Here is a 15,239-nt window from a genome sequence, read left to right as displayed (position 1 = left end):
CTGACGGCGGGCGCACCTTTACCGAGCCTGGACACCCCCGCAATGACCCTGTTCTACCTGAAGCTGATTGTCACGCCCCTGCTGATGTGGGCCATTTCCCTTGCCTCGCGGCGCTGGGGCGGCCTGCTGGGTGGGCTGCTGTCCGGCCTCCCGATCACCTCCGCGCTGGTGATGACCTTCCTGTGCCTGGAACAGGGCACAGCCTTCGCCTTGGGCGCATTGCCCGGCGCGCTGGGCGGCCTGGCGGCGGTGCAAGCCACCTATATGATTTACCTGTTGGCCACACGCAGTCTCGGCCTCGCCCAGGCCGTGCCGCTGGCTTTGCTGTTTTACGGGCTGGCTGCCTATGCGTTTACTCACTGGGGCAACCTGTACCTGTCGATTGCCGTGGCGCTGGTGCTGATCGGCGTGCTGATACGCGCCAGCGGTCACGAGCCCAAACCCGATACCCTGGCCCGCCCCCGGCACCGGTACTGGGAGATCCCACTGCGAATGGTAGCTGCCACGTCCCTGCTGATGATCACCACCCGCCTGGCCAGCTGGCTGGGCCCGGCAACCAGCGGGATGCTGGCGCCGATTCCAGTGATTGCCTGGCCGCTGGTGGTGTTCGCCCATGTGCAGAATGGCCGGGCCGGCATGGCGGCCATGGTGCGGGGCAATGCGATTGGGGCGGTGGGCGTAATTGCGTTTTACCTGGTGCTGGCAGCATTGCTCGACACGTGGGGCGTTACCGTCGCCATCAGCCTGGCCATGCTCTGCGCCGTGGCGCTGACCGTTGGGCTGGCCACGGTATTGCGGCGGCGCTGACTAGCCTGCGCGGGGTGGCTCAGCACTGCTCAGTCGAACGCCCCGTTCAACACTTCGTAAATAATCCCGGTTGCCGCAGCGACAAGTATCAGGTCCGCACCCGCCTGCATCCACTCGTAGCCATCGTAGTGAGGCAACTGCCCCAGCAGGCGACCATCCAGCTTCTTGGCGATGCCTGGCGGTAGTGGCTTGCCACGCGCCAGGTTCTTCTGAATGCCGGGCGGCAATGCAGGCCCTGGGCTCCAGTAACTGCGGTGACCGCCAAGAATAGCCAGCACATCGCCGCGGTCGATGGACGGGCCACCATGCCAATCGTTGCCGCCCTTCCCCTGCTTGTGGCTACCTGCATTGCCCTGGCCTTGAGCATGCTGTGCCTTGCCGTGCCCCTGCCCTTTGCCGTTACCTGGGTCGGCAAAGGTCGGGCCAGCGGCAAATGCCACTGCCAACGCAGTCAGCAGGGCTGTCAGGTGTGATGTTTTGGCCATGGGAGCATCCTTCGCAAATGAGCGTTGCCCAAACTATAGACGGTGAACAGCGCTAACCGGCACTGCTCGCCCACATCGAACTCCGCACAACCGGGCCTCGTCACGCATGGCTACGGGGTTGCCCTGCGCATCCGCCCACTGATCAAAACACCGACCAGCCAATCCGCGAACTCAGCAACTCCAGCGCCGCCATCCCGGCGAGGGAGTTGCCCGCCGCATTCAACTCCGGCGACCACACGCACACCGTGAATTGCCCCGGCACGATCGCCACAATCCCGCCCCCCACGCCACTCTTGCCAGGCAACCCCACCCGATAGGCGAAATTCCCTGCTTCGTCATACAGTCCGCTGGTGGCCATGATCGAGTTCACCTGTTGCGTCTGGCGTCGGGTCAGAATCTGCTCACCGCTGTGCTTGCAGAATCCATCGTTGGCCAAAAAGCAGAACGCCCGGGCCAGATCCAGGCAGTTCATTTGCAGCGCGCAGTAACTGAAGTAACTGCGCAGCACAGCTTCCACCTCGTTATGGAAGTTGCCAAAGGACTGCATCAGGTAAGCCATGGCCGCGTTGCGCGCGCGGAATTGATATTCAGAATCTGCAACACGGGCATCGATCGAGATGTGGGGGTTGCCCGAGAGCCGTCGTACGAAATCGCGCATCGACAACGTGGGTGCTGCAAAGCGCGACTGGTTGATATCACAGATCACCAACGCACCCGCATTGATAAAGGGGTTGCGCGGGCGACCGCGCTCGAACTCCAGCTGTACCAGCGAGTTGAACGGCTGCCCCGACGGCTCATGGCCAAGCCGCTGCCAAATGGCTTCACCGGAGTGCCCGATCGCCTGAACCAGGCTGAACACCTTGGAAATACTCTGCACCGAAAATGGCACTAGGGCGTCGCCCGCGCAGTGATAGCTGCCATCATTGCCGTAGACTGCGATGCCCAACTGGTTCGCCGGCACATCGGCCAGCGCAGGAATGTAGTCCGCCACTTTGCCCTTGCCGATCAAGGGACGTACTTCTTCAAGAATCTCATTCAACAGCGTTTGCATGGAAAGCCCTGTTTCAGTCCCCTGACGACGGCTAAGGGGTAGCCTTCTTGACGAAGGTCGAGCGGAAGAAATCACACATCCGGCAAGAAATGCCGCTTTACCCTGTGGCCTATGGCTCGATGCCCTAACCTATGCTGTGCTTGGTTCGCCGATGCACAGAACGTGCAACCGCCAGGTGCAGTGGCCGCTAACCAAGGAATGGAGGACCAACGATGCCAGCTTGCCCCCTACCCGCTGACGAAGTGCTTCGCCAGCGCACGCTCGATGACATGAACCTGGTCGATACACCCGCCGAGCATTACCTCGATACCTTGGTACGGCTCACCCAGGACCTGGCCCATGTGGACACCGTGCTTATCAGCCTCATCGACCAGGACCGGCAGTGGTTCAAGGCCCGGATAGGGCTTGAGGCAAGTGAGACGACGCGCAGTGTTTCATTCTGCGGCTACGCCATTCTCGGTGACGATACGTTGATGGTCCCCGATGCCACGTGCGATACGCGATTCGTCGACAATCCGCTCGTGCTCAACGCGCCCTATATCCGCTTTTACGCCGGCCACCCGTTGCGCGCCGGCAACGGCAAAGCCATCGGTACGCTGTGCATGTTCGACCCCCAGCCACGCGTGCTCAGCGAGGCACAACAAGCGAACTTCAGGGACCTGGCCACGCTTGCCGAGGGATATCTGCAGCTGCGCACCCTGGCACAGGTGAACCGCGACCTGCGCCTTGAAATGGATCGCGAGCAGCGCAAAGCCCTGCTCGACCCTTTGACACAACTCTGGAACCGCGGCGCGTTGTCCGCGTTTGAAGCACATGAACGGCGCTTGGCCGAGGTGAACGGCTTACAGTTGGGGGCGGTTTATGCCGACCTCGATCATTTCAAAGCCATCAACGACAAGCACGGCCATGGCGGTGGTGACAAGGTGCTGTGCGAAACTGCCCGCCGCCTGCGCGCTGCACTGCGCCCCGAAGACCTGCTCGTGCGCCATGGGGGTGAGGAGTTCGTCGCGATTTTGCAGGTCAAGGACAGCGAAGAGCTCCAGCGGATTGCTGAGCGCATTCGGGAACAGGTGGGTGCAGGGGCGATGCAGATGCCCAGTGGTCAATTGAAGGTAAGCCTGAGCATAGGGTGCACCCTGTTTGCCAAAGGTGAAACGCTGGATGACGCACTGGAGCGCGCCGATAAGGGGCTCTATACCGCCAAACAGAACGGGCGTGATCGGGTTGTTTATGTAGCGCCGCCTTGTTGAGACGAGCACGGTCCGGGCTGTGTGGCGGTATGCTCGCCCTGCTTGCAACGCCCCAGGCGTAATCACTTATTGGGCGTACTTCCTGGCCCCGGCCACGCAGATCACAGCCCCCAGCGTCACCACCAGCATCAACCAGCTGACCTGCTCGTGCAGCAGCAACGCCGCCAGCCCAAGCCCCATGAACGGCTGAAACAGTTGCAGCTGCCCCACAGCCGCAATGCCCCCCTGGACAAGCCCCCGGTACCAGAACACAAAGCCAATCAGCATGCTGAACAGCGAAACGTAGCCAAAGCTGAACCACGCCGGCGCACTTACCTTGGCAAAGGCATCAGGTGCCGGAAAATTAACGACCGTCAGCAGCAGCATGAACGGCAACGCCACCAGCAATGCCCAACTGATCACCTGCCACCCGCCCAATGTGCGCGACAGCCGCGCCCCTTCTGCATACCCCAAGCCACACACCACCACCGCTGCCGTCATCAGCAGGTCGCCCACCAACGACCCTTCGCCGCCATTCATCAACGCATAGCCCGCGACCAGCCCGGCCCCCATGAACGAGAACAGCCAGAACAACGGCCGAGGCCGCTCACCGCCCCGCAAAACGGCAAACCCAGCGGTACACAGCGGCAGCAGCCCGACGAAAACAATGGAATGGGCAGAGGTGACATGCTGGAGCGCCAGTGCCGTCAGCATCGGGAATCCGATGACAACGCCCAGCGCTGTTACCGCCAATGACGCCAAATCACCCCGCTTCGGCCGAGGCTGGCGCAGCACGATCAAGAACAGCGCACCCAACAAGGCGGCAATGGTGGCCCTGGCACAGGTCAGAAACGTCGGTTCAAAGTCCGCCACGGCCACGCGGGTTGCCGGCAACGAGCCCGCAAAAATGGCGACGCCTATGAAGCCATTGATCCACCCGCTTGTTGATCTTTCCATCGTTCATTCCTCGATAAGCCAGGCGTCAGTACATCACTGACGGGCTCACCCAGGCCATGTACAATCCAATACAGTTAAACCGAACTGTTATGCATATTAATCCAGCACAGTTGAGGGCGCGATGAAACGCAGCGGCACGCGAATTCGAACGGTCATGGCCGAGATCCAGTCCAGGATCGCCTCTCGCACCTACACCCCCGGCGCAAGAATTCCATCCGTCCGCGCCATGGCCCAGACCATGCAGGTGTCGGTTTCTACCGTGCTTGAGGCCTATGAACGGTTAATGGCCGAGGGTGTACTCAGCGCTCGCCCCGGCTCCGGCTTTTACGTCGCGGGCCCAGTGGCGCCATTGGCGCTGACCGAACTTGGCCCCAAACTGGATCGTGTCGTCGACCCGCTGTGGATCTCGCGCCAGTCGCTTGAAACCTCCCTCGATGCGTTGAAACCCGGTTGCGGGTGGCTACCGCCTTCCTGGATGTACGAAGCGGGTGTGCGTAAAGCGCTTCGCATGGTTGCCCGCTCTGACGCGTCAAAACTGACGGAGTACGCTTCACCGCTTGGCTATCCACCGCTCCGGCAGTTCCTGTCGCGGCGGCTGGCAGGCATCGGGGTCGAAGCCCCGCCTGAACAGATCATGCTCACCGAGTCCGGCACCCACGCCATCGACCTGATTTGCCGTTTTCTGCTGGAACCAGGCGACACGGTGCTGGTTGACGACCCCTGCTATTTCAACTTTCACGCATTGCTGAAGGCACATCGGGTGGAGGTTGTAGGCGTGCCCTACACACCGACCGGCCCGGACATCGATGCATTCGGCGCTGCCCTGCTCGCGCATGCGCCCCGGTTGTACATCACAAATTCCGGCATCCACAACCCGACCGGGGCCACCCTGTCGCCGGTCACGGCACACAGGCTGCTGAAGCTGGCCGACACCTCCAACCTGGTGATTGTCGAGGACGACATTTTCGGCGACTTCGAACATACACCCGCGCCACGCCTGTCTGCGTTCGATGGCTTCTCACGTGTCATCCAGATCGGCAGCTTTTCCAAAACCATTTCCGCTTCAATCCGCTGCGGCTACATTGCTGCGCGCGGTGAATGGATCGAGGGCCTGGTCGACCTCAAGATTGCGACCACCTTCGGCGGTGGGCGCCTGGCGGCCGACATCATCCACCACGCGATTACCGATAGCGGGTACCGAAAGCACATGGAGAGCGTGCGCGTTCGGTTGGCCGAGCAAATGGACAAAACAGTAGCCAGGCTTCAGGCGCTTGGTATCAAGCCCTGGATCATACCCCAGGCTGGCCTGTACGCCTGGTGCCAGCTGCCGCAAGGCAAGGATGCAGCAACGCTGGCCAAGGCTTGCCTGAATGAAGGGGTGGTGCTGGCGCCCGGGAATGCCTTTAGCCAGTCCATGACTGCGGGGGATTTTCTGCGGTTCAACGTTGCGCAGTCGGGGGACGCCAGAATCTATGACGTGTTGAAACGGGCACTGGGTGCCTAGTGGCCCGATCAAACCATCTCGCTACCTCGGTCATCCGTTACCGAAGGCCTGCCCAGATTGATCCGAGCGCCAAACATCGCGTGAACGTTGGCGATCAACTCCTCCATCGCGAATGGCTTGATCAACACGGCCGATGCGTTGCGCAATACCTCATCCTCAAACACTGAAGGGCTGGCGTAACCGGTCATGAAAATGACCGGTAACGCTACACGCGTTTGTCGCCCGAATTTCGCCATCTCCCGGCCGTCGAGCCCTCCCGGCAGGCCGATATCAGTCACCAGCAAATCGATGCGAGTGTCAGAAGCCAGCAGTTGCAGCCCGGCCTGGCTATCAGCAGCCTCGATAACCGTGCACCCCAAACCACTGAGCACTTCACTGACAAACAAACGCACAGAGGGCTCGTCATCCACAATCAGCACATTGCGGTCAGACCATTGGGGTGAAAAATCGGGGTGGGTCTCTGCCGGGCCGGTGTTTTCAGGCTGCCCTTGATCGATTGGCAGAAAAAGCTGCACCCGGGTTCCTGCCCCTTCTTCGGAAACAATCCTGACTTGCCCGCCCGACTGCTTGGCAAAGCCATATACCATCGACAACCCCAGCCCTGTGCCTTCGCCCATCGCTTTGGTAGTGAAGAACGGCTCGCACGCTTTCGACAGTGTTTCGGCCGACATTCCCATGCCATTGTCCGCCACACTGATGGCCAGGTACGAACCCGGCTGCAGCTCGGCATCCAGGCCCGGGCCTGCCTCAAGGGCCTCGTTTGCAGTGGTGATGATGATATTGCCTGCACGATTGCCAATGGCATCCCGTGCATTGATGCAGAGGTTCAGCAGCGAGTTCTCGACCTGAACCGGGTCTACCAGGCAGGTGGAAAGCTGCGCTTTCAAATCGACTTTCAGATGAATCATTGGTCCGACGGTGCGCCGCACAAGGTCCTCCAGGCCGCCTATCAGGCCATTGACCTCCATACGGGTGGCCTGCAAAGGCTGGCGGCGTGAAAATGCCAGCAACCGATGGGTCAGGGCCGCCGCCTTGTGCGCTGCCCGGTGCGCGACCTCAATGTAGCGCTCGACGTCCGCCAGCCGCCCTTGCTTGCCCCGCAGCCTGGCCAGGTCCAGGCTGCCGGTGATGCCTGCCAGCAGATTATTGAAGTCGTGTGCGATACCGCCCGTGAGCTGGCCTATCGCTTCCATTTTTTGCGATTGGCGCAGCGCCTCTTGCGCGGCCTCACGCTGGGCCACGGCTTCGCTGATGCGCTCTTCCAGCGTGCGGTTGAGGTTCAAAAGCGCGGCCTCGGCCTGTTTTCTTGCGGTAACGTCTATGGAAGAACCGATGAGCCCTATGACGTTTCCCGCCTCATCGAGCAAGGGGGCCTTGACGGAGAGCCATGTCGTTGCAGAACCGTCCGGCATGTCGACCCGCTCCTCGACCTGCACAGCCTTGCCGCCACGCATGATCTGCTGGTCGGTCTGCATCACCTGGCGCGCCTGCGCCTTGTCTTCGAGGAATTCGAGGTCCGTCTTGCCCAGGTAGAATTCTGGCGGTTTGCCGATCAGTTGCGTTGCCCCATGGTTGGCAATGAGCATCCTGCCTTCCAGGTCTTTTGCATACACAACCCCAGGCACTGCGGCAGTAAAGGTACGCAACAACGCCGATACGCGGTCTCGCTCAGCCTCAGCTGCCCTTCGCGACTCGATGTCCATGAGCACGCCAGGGAAGCGTATGGCCTGCCCTTCGGCATCCAGCTCGGCATGCCCGTTGGCCTCGATCCAGTGATACAGCCCGGCTTCGTTACGGACGCGATATTCACAACGGAACGTACCACCTCGAGAAATCGCTTCATGGATATCCCGGGAAACGCGCTCACGATCACCCGGGTAGATCGAGTTGAAGGCTTCGGCGATTGGAATGCCCGCTTCACACTTTTGAGCAGGAATGCCGAAGGACCGGGAGAAACGTTCGTCTGCCGTTACCCGGTCGTTCGGAATATCCCAGACCCACGTACCCACGACCGCAGCGGCGTCCAGCACCAGACGCAGTTGTTCGGACGAATGTTCCGTAACAACCTCGTTCGCAGACCGCACACCTGCTGCTGGCAGTGGGCCCAGCGGGTCGATCCCATCTTTATCCATGACTCACCTCTGTGGCTTGCTCCACATCATAGTCTCACGGACGACAGAAACCGAATTGAACAGCCTGCCCGGTCACACGGCCTAATGCTTTGCAGCCCATTTGCGAGGAGCCAGATCATGATCGACCCCAAACATCCCGACCCGTACGTTGACGAGGTGCCACACAACCCTGGCGAACCGATACCCAAGCCTGAACCGGAGCAGGAGGCCCCTGATTGGCCAGACGGCCAGGTACCGCCGGAAGAGCAGTCCGACGGCTGAGCCTTGGGGCACACGCAAAAGGCCCGCGCCAAGGACGCGGGCCGTTCAGCGAAATGCCAGGCCGGTGAACAGTGGAGTATTCGCCTTCATCCCCAATTTCCTTTTGCTGTGAAGGTGAACATGCGACCAGGCCGGCAAGGTCTTGCTTGTACGCAAAGAGGCACTGGAATGGTCGCTGCCCGGCGGCAACATCGACCCTTGGGAAACCCAGCTTGAAGCCGCACGCCGTAAGCTGCAGGAAGAAACCTGCTTGCCGCTTAGCGATGCCCAGTTTCTGGGCCATCACGTGCTTCAAGCAGCAGAGCACTGGGTGTACCGGATGGCTGTACCCTCGTCCCGGGTTCCCCAGCCATCACACGAGACAGTGGAGTGTCGCTGGTTCCTGATTCAGGAGGTGTCGCAACTCCAGGTAAAACCGAGCAACCTCGAGCTGCTCCGGCGTGAAGGTTTCATCGCTGTCAAAGGGTGATTCATCGGTCGCCCCCCGCCGGGCTGGGCCCGGCAGGTATACCGCGATAGCACCTGCGTCAGGCAAGCGCCTCACGGCTGTGTTGACCGTCTACCAACCGCTGCAGGCCTAGCGGGTTAGCGTTTTTCAGGGCATCGGGCAGCAGCGCGTCCGGGTAGTCCTGGTAGCACACCGGGCGCAGGAACCGGTCGATGGCCAGGGTGCCGACCGAGGTACCGCGGGCATCGGAAGTGGCTGGGTAAGGCCCGCCATGTACCATCGCATCGCAAACTTCGACACCGGTCGGGTAGCCGTTGACCAACAGGCGCCCCGCCTTGCGCTGCAGAACCGGCACCAGCGCAGCAAAGCGCTGGAAGTCTTCCGGCTCGGCAATGAGGGTGGCGGTCAGTTGCCCGTGCAGGGCTTGCAGAGCGCGACGCAGTTCGGCTTCGTCGGCCACTTCGACCACCACCGTGGCAGGCCCGAATACCTCCTCCTGAAGCAACGCATCGCCGTTGAGCAGCAGGCTCACATCGGCCTGGAACAGCTGGGCGTGGGCCTGGTCGCCGGCCTGTTCGGCGCCGGCCAGGTGGCGTACGCCCGGGTGCTGGTGCAGGCGCTGCACACCGCTGGCATAACTGCGCAAGGTACCGGCATTGAGCATGGTCTGCGCGGGCTGGTCTGCCAGTTGCGCGCCCAGTACCGCAACGAAGGCGCTGAACGCTTCGCCAGCGATGCCGATGACCAGCCCGGGGTTGGTGCAGAACTGCCCGCAACCCAGCACCACCGAGGCGGCCAGTTCCTTGGCCACCTGCTCGCCACGGGCCTGCAACGCCGCGGGCAACACCAGCACCGGGTTGATGCTGCTCATTTCAGCGAACACCGGGATCGGTTGCGGGCGCGCCGCCGCCAGGTCGCACAGGGCACGGCCGCCCTTGAGCGAACCGGTAAAGCCCACGGCCTGGATCGCCGGGTGGCGTACCAGCGCTTCGCCGACACCGGCACCGTAGATCATGTTGAACACACCAGCTGGCATGCCGGTGGCTACCGCTGCACGCTCGACGGCCTCGGCTACCCGCTCGGCAGTGGCCATATGGCCGCTGTGCGCCTTGACCACGACCGGGCAGCCGGCAGCCAGCGCTGCTGCGGTGTCACCGCCGGCGGTGGAGAAAGCCAGTGGGAAGTTGCTGGCGCCGAACACGGCCACCGGACCAACACCGGTACGGTACTGGCGCAGGTCAGGGCGTGGCAGCGGTTGGCGCTGTGGCTGCGCGCGATCAATGCGCGCCCCCAGGTAGTCGCCACGGCGCAGCACCTTGGCGAACAGGCGCATCTGGTTGCTGGTACGGCCACGCTCGCCCTGAATGCGCCCAGCCGGCAACGCGGTCTCGCGGCACACGGTGGCGACGAAGGTATCGTCCAGCGCATCCAGCTGCTCGGCAATGGCATCAAGAAACTGCGCGCGGCGCTCTGGCACCAAGGCGTTGTACTCGGCAAATGCCGCTTCGGCGGCCTGTGCCGCGGCAGCCACTTCCTCAGGGGTGGCCTGGGCAAAGGCTATAGGCAATGCTTCGCCGGTGCGCGCATCGAGGCTGTGCAGGCGCACACTGCCGGCAGCACTGCGCTGGCCGCCAATGAAGTTGCTTCCAGACATGGTTGACTCCTGTAACAAAAGAAAGAGGGCGCAAGGGCGCATGGCAGTCGGTCAGCGATCCCAGCTTCATTGACTGACCGGCGACTCGTTCAAAGGCTTTTCACCAGGCCCGGGCGAACCTGCCCGGACGCTGCTGCAATGCCGTTGCGCAGCGGCTGGCCAAAGGCGTCAAGGCTGACCTCGAAGGTATCGCCCGGGCGGGCCTGGATGCCGTCGGCAAACGACAGCGTGGCGGTGCCGAAATAGTGCACATGGATATCGCCAGCACGCAGGAACTGGGCGTACTTGAAATGATGGAACTCAAGGTTCTCGAAGCTGTGGCACATGTTCTGCTCGCCCGAAAGAAACGGCTTGCTCCACAGTTCCTGGCCATCTCGCAAGATGCGGCTGGTGCCTTCCAGATGGGCCGGTAAAGCACCCAGGCGCAGCTCTGGGCCGAAGCTGCAGGCGCGCAGCTTGGAGTGCGCCAGGTACAGGTAATTGCGCCGTTCCATGACATGGTCGGAGAACTCGTTGCCCAGGGCGTAGCCGAGGCGGTAAGGCGTGCCGTCGGCACCGATCAGGTACAGCCCGACCAGCTCTGGCTCCTCGCCCGCATCTTCGGCAAAGGCCGGCAGCGGCAGGTCGGCGCCGGGGCGCACGACGATGCCGCCATCGCCTTTGTAGAACCACTCCGGCTGCGCCCCCTCTTCACCCGCTGGCGGTCGCCCGCCCTCCAGGCCCCACTGGAACATGCGCATACTGTCGGTCACGGCACCTTCGGCTTGCTGCTGGTGCATCTTGTCGCGCGTGGCCGCGCTGCCCAGATGGGTAAGCCCGGTACCGGTCACCAGGCAGTGAGCCGGGTCCGGATGGTCCAGCGGTGGCAACACACGGCCTTCGGCCAACAGGGCCAAGTAGTCGTGGCGCTCGCCCAGGCCTGCGGCCTGTACTTCGCTGGCCAGGTCACGGCCGGCGGCAATGGCCTGCAACGCCAGTTCACGTGTGCTGTTGGCGCCCAATACTTCAAGGGCGTACTCGCCTTCCACCACGCCCACACGGCGCTGGCCGCCAGCGGTTTCGAATTGAATCAGTCGCATGCTTGTGCTCGCTTATCGGTTGCAAGGATTAGCGGGAGGCCTAGGCCGCCCGCGTGGAAGCCAGGCGCTGGCGGCGCTCCAGGCGGTTGTAGACCACGCCCGTGAGCAACACCCCGCACAGCATCACCAGCGCCAGGAAATACAGGCCCGACGACAGCTGCCCGGTGTATTCCTTGAGCGCGCCGATGCCGAACGGGCCAAGGTAGCCGCCGAGGTTGCCGATCGAGTTGATCAAGGCGATGCCCGCCGCCGCGCTGGCACCGGAGAAGAACCGCCCCGGCAGCGTCCAGAAGATGGCCGTGCAGGAGAACAGCGCGAACGCCACCAGGCACAGCGCGGCCAACTGCAGCACAGGCATGGTCAGCCAGGCGCTGAAGAACAGGCCGATGGCACCCAGTGCGTACAGCAGGCCAAGGTGGCCGTAGCGATCGTTCAGGCGGTCGGAGCTGCGTGGCACGATCAACAGGCCGATGATGCCGAACAGGTAAGGCACCGCCGAGACAAAACCGGTGACCAGGTCACTGCCGCCAAACTGGTGGATCAGCGTGGGCAGCCACAGGCCCAGGCCATAAATGCTCAGGGTCATTGGCAAGTAGAACAGCGCCAGCAACAGCACCCGGCCATCTTTCAGGGCATGCAGCGGATTGCCATGACGGGTCTGGCCGAACTCGCGCAGGTCGTTGGCCAACTGCTCCTGCAGCCAGTTGCGTTGCTCGTCGCTGAGCCAGCGCACCTTGGCAGGCCCGTCCGGTAGCAGGCGCAGTGTGGGCCATGCCAACAACACCGCCGGCGTGCCGATGCAGATGAACAGCCACTGCCAGCCATGCAGGCCGTAGATGCCCTCAAGCCCCAACAGCGCGCCGGACAACGGCCCGGTGACCAGCATGGCCAGTGGCTGCGAGAGGATGAAGAAGCCCAGGATCTTGCCGCGGTGGCGCACCGGGTACCACTGGGTGATGTAGTACAGCACGCCAGGGAAGAAGCCCGCCTCGGCCGCCCCCAGCAAGAAGCGCATCACGTAGAAGCCGTTAGGCCCGGTGACAAACGCCATGCCAACGGTGATCGCGCCCCAGGTTACCAGGATGCGGGCGAACCACCGACGTGCGCCAAAGCGGTCAAGCAACAGATTGCTGGGCACCTCGAACAGAAAATAACCGATGAAGAACAGCCCGGCGCCAAGGCCATAGGCAGCGTCACCCAGGCCGATGTCGGCGCCCATGTGCAGCTTGGCAAAGCCCACCGCCGAGCGATCGACATAGGCCACCAGGTAAAGCAGAACCAGAAAAGGGATGAGTTTCAGTGTGATCAGGCGGACGAGCCGCTGCTCCTGAATCATGGCGATGTCTCCAATTGTTCTTGTAATGGGCACAGCACCTGGCCGGGGCTTTATGGCAGACCTCTAACCTGGCGAAACGATCATATAGTATTACTATTTAGAACAACAAGCCTTCACAAATGCCTTTTTAGCCGGTAGAGTCAGCCATATAACGACAAATAGTAATACTAATTAGGTGTCCCGCCATGTCTGATAAACAACACCCCCTGCGCTCTGCCCAATGGTTTGGTACCGCCGACAAGAACGGCTTCATGTACCGCAGCTGGATGAAGAACCAGGGCATCCCGGACCACGAATTCCAGGGCAAGCCGATCATTGGCATCTGCAACACCTGGTCGGAGCTGACCCCGTGCAACGCCCACTTCCGCAAGATTGCCGAGCACGTAAAAAAGGGCGTGCTGGAGGCTGGCGGCTTCCCGGTGGAGTTCCCGGTGTTCTCCAGCGGCGAGTCCAACCTGCGCCCCACTGCCATGCTCACCCGCAACCTGGCGAGCATGGATGTGGAAGAAGCGATTCGCGGCAACCCGGTAGACGCCGTGGTGCTGCTGACCGGCTGCGACAAGACCACCCCGGCGCTGCTGATGGGCGCTGCGAGCTGCGACGTGCCAGCGATCGTGGTCACCGGTGGGCCGATGCTCAACGGCAAGCACAAAGGCAAGGACATTGGCGCCGGCACCATCGTCTGGCAGATGCACGAGGCCTATAAAGCCGGCCAGATCGACCTCAACGAGTTCCTCTCGGCCGAGGCCGGCATGTCGCGCTCGGCGGGCACCTGCAACACCATGGGCACCGCGTCGACCATGGCCTGCATGGCCGAGGCGCTGGGCACTTCGCTGCCGCACAACGCCGCCATCCCGGCGGTGGATTCACGGCGCTATGTACTCGCCCACCTGTCGGGCATGCGCATTGTCGACATGGTCCGCGAAGACCTGCGCCTCTCGAAGATCCTCACCCGCGAAGCTTTTGAGAACGCCATCCGCGTCAACGCCGCCATTGGTGGTTCGACCAACGCCGTGATCCACCTGAAGGCGATTGCCGGGCGCATTGGCGTAGACCTGCAACTGGAAGACTGGACCCGCGTCGGCCGTGGCACCCCGACCTTGGTCGACCTGCAGCCCTCGGGCCGCTTCCTGATGGAAGAGTTCTACTACGCTGGCGGCCTGCCGGCGGTCATCCGTCGCCTGGGCGAACACGGCCTGCTGCCCAACCCAACCGCGCTGACCGCCAATGGCAAGAGCCTGTGGGACAACTGCCAGGCCGCGCCGCTGTATGACGAAGAAGTCATCCGCCCGATCGACAAACCGCTGGTGGCCGATGGCGGCATCTGCATCCTGCGCGGCAACCTGGCGCCCAAGGGCGCGGTACTCAAGCCATCGGCGGCAACACCGGCACTGATGCAGCACCGTGGCCGCGCCGTAGTGTTTGAAAACTTCGAGGACTACAAGGCACGCATCAACGACCCTGAGCTGGAGGTGGACGCCAACTCGGTGCTGGTGATGAAGTACTGTGGGCCCAAGGGCTACCCGGGCATGGCCGAGGTCGGCAACATGGGCTTGCCCGCCAAGCTGCTGGCCCAGGGCGTGACCGACATGGTGCGTATTTCCGACGCCCGCATGAGCGGCACCGCCTACGGCACCGTGGTGCTGCACGTGGCGCCCGAGGCGGCGGCAGGCGGGCCATTGGCAGCGGTACGCGAAGGTGACTGGATCGAGCTGGATTGCAAGGAAGGCCGGCTGCACCTGGACATTTGCGCCGAGGAACTGGCCGGCCGCCTGGCCGACCTGCAAGCCCCGCCGCAGTTGATCAGCGGCGGTTATGCGAAGTTGTACCTGGACCACGTGATGCAGGCGGATGAAGGGTGCGACTTCGACTTCCTGGTCGGTTGCCGTGGCGCGGCAGTGCCCAAGCATTCGCACTGAGGCTGAGGGTGGTGGGGGCTTCAAAGGGTTTGGCTGTGGATACTTTGCGCCTGTGAGATCGAGCGCCGCCCGCGCGGCGCATCGCGAGCTGCGCTCGCTCCTACGTTTGTTTCGGGCCAATTATTCCTGTGGGATTTGCGCGCGTACGCCTTGGCGCATGGCTCGATATCACGTCGTACAAACAAGGCGGTCGCGCGCGCCTGTCACAGGCGTTACTGGCCCGAAACAAACGTAGGAGCGAGCGCAGCTCGCGATGCGCCGCGCGGGCGGCGCTCGATCTCATCGGCGCTGCACATGCCACGTCGAACCACCTGCCGCCCAAACATCTCAAAACAGCGCCCCCCCGAACACAGGGCCGCCCCTCACCCACTAATGCT

General features: G+C 62.5%; 12 protein-coding genes and 1 pseudogene. 6 read left to right on the top strand and 7 right to left on the bottom strand.

The features are described from left to right. The first annotated feature begins 42 nt into the window (after window positions 1-42). On the top strand, window positions 43-807 hold the full coding sequence (locus FHW75_RS17760) for a hypothetical protein (protein ID WP_019097833.1): 765 nt from the start codon (window positions 43-45) through the stop codon (window positions 805-807). Window positions 808-836: 29 nt separating this feature from the next. Here the strand turns inward: FHW75_RS17760 and FHW75_RS17755 are convergent, their stop codons facing one another. Together FHW75_RS17755 and glsB are read right to left on the bottom strand one after the other, a co-directional pair. Next, a complete protein-coding gene (locus FHW75_RS17755; RefSeq protein ID WP_019097834.1) occupies window positions 837-1,292 on the bottom strand; it encodes an anti-virulence regulator CigR family protein in 456 nt (151 codons plus the stop codon). Window positions 1,293-1,434: 142 nt separating this feature from the next. Further along, entirely contained in the window at window positions 1,435-2,343 is a 909-nt protein-coding gene (gene glsB / locus FHW75_RS17750) for a glutaminase B (RefSeq protein WP_025752741.1), read from the bottom strand. A 212-nt stretch (window positions 2,344-2,555) separates the two neighbouring features. Between glsB and FHW75_RS17745 the strand changes: the two genes are divergently transcribed. Further along, complete coding sequence (locus tag FHW75_RS17745) at window positions 2,556-3,593, top strand: sensor domain-containing diguanylate cyclase (protein ID WP_025752742.1); 1,038 nt, start codon at window positions 2,556-2,558, stop codon at window positions 3,591-3,593. Window positions 3,594-3,659: 66 nt separating this feature from the next. Here FHW75_RS17745 and FHW75_RS17740 read toward each other — a convergent pair whose 3' ends face one another. Further along, on the bottom strand, window positions 3,660-4,529 hold the full coding sequence (locus FHW75_RS17740) for a DMT family transporter (protein ID WP_025752743.1): 870 nt from the start codon (window positions 4,527-4,529) through the stop codon (window positions 3,660-3,662). 121 nt (window positions 4,530-4,650) lie between these two features. Here FHW75_RS17740 and FHW75_RS17735 point away from each other — a divergent pair, with 121 nt between their 5' ends. Then, the gene (locus FHW75_RS17735; RefSeq protein ID WP_084296744.1) at window positions 4,651-6,033 is read left to right on the top strand and encodes a PLP-dependent aminotransferase family protein; all 1,383 of its coding nucleotides are present in this window, start codon (window positions 4,651-4,653) and stop codon (window positions 6,031-6,033) included. 8 nt (window positions 6,034-6,041) lie between these two features. Here FHW75_RS17735 and FHW75_RS17730 read toward each other — a convergent pair whose 3' ends face one another. Further along, window positions 6,042-8,165: a PAS domain-containing sensor histidine kinase gene (locus FHW75_RS17730; RefSeq protein WP_025752745.1), complete on the bottom strand. Its 2,124-nt coding sequence runs from the start codon at window positions 8,163-8,165 to the stop codon at window positions 6,042-6,044. Window positions 8,166-8,282: 117 nt separating this feature from the next. Here FHW75_RS17730 and FHW75_RS17725 point away from each other — a divergent pair, with 117 nt between their 5' ends. Together FHW75_RS17725 and FHW75_RS17720 are read left to right on the top strand one after the other, a co-directional pair. Further along, a complete protein-coding gene (locus FHW75_RS17725; RefSeq protein WP_019097838.1) occupies window positions 8,283-8,426 on the top strand; it encodes a hypothetical protein in 144 nt (47 codons plus the stop codon). 121 nt (window positions 8,427-8,547) lie between these two features. Beyond that, window positions 8,548-8,895, top strand: a pseudogene (locus FHW75_RS17720) (NUDIX domain-containing protein); the annotation flags it as partial. Window positions 8,896-8,953: 58 nt separating this feature from the next. On the opposite strand, the gene FHW75_RS17715 reads toward FHW75_RS17720, so the two are convergent. The 3 genes from FHW75_RS17715 to FHW75_RS17705 form a co-directional block, all read right to left on the bottom strand. After that, a complete protein-coding gene (locus FHW75_RS17715) occupies window positions 8,954-10,528 on the bottom strand; it encodes an aldehyde dehydrogenase (NADP(+)) (protein ID WP_019097840.1) in 1,575 nt (524 codons plus the stop codon). A gap of 89 nt (window positions 10,529-10,617) precedes the next feature. Next, the gene (araD1, locus tag FHW75_RS17710) at window positions 10,618-11,607 is read right to left on the bottom strand and encodes an AraD1 family protein (RefSeq protein WP_016711231.1); all 990 of its coding nucleotides are present in this window, start codon (window positions 11,605-11,607) and stop codon (window positions 10,618-10,620) included. Between the two features lie 40 nt (window positions 11,608-11,647). Next, window positions 11,648-12,943: an MFS transporter gene (locus FHW75_RS17705; protein WP_019097842.1), complete on the bottom strand. Its 1,296-nt coding sequence runs from the start codon at window positions 12,941-12,943 to the stop codon at window positions 11,648-11,650. Window positions 12,944-13,128: 185 nt separating this feature from the next. Here FHW75_RS17705 and FHW75_RS17700 point away from each other — a divergent pair, with 185 nt between their 5' ends. Then, window positions 13,129-14,862 (top strand): IlvD/Edd family dehydratase, encoded by a 1,734-nt coding sequence (locus FHW75_RS17700; protein ID WP_019097843.1) that lies wholly within the window; start codon window positions 13,129-13,131, stop codon window positions 14,860-14,862. Window positions 14,863-15,239 lie beyond the last annotated feature (377 nt).

It is taken from the genome of Pseudomonas sp. OG7, from assembly GCF_014192825.1.
GTDB classification, from domain to species: Bacteria; Pseudomonadota; Gammaproteobacteria; order Pseudomonadales; family Pseudomonadaceae; genus Aquipseudomonas; species Aquipseudomonas monteilii.
This window is presented reverse-complemented; position numbering and strand designations above follow the sequence as displayed.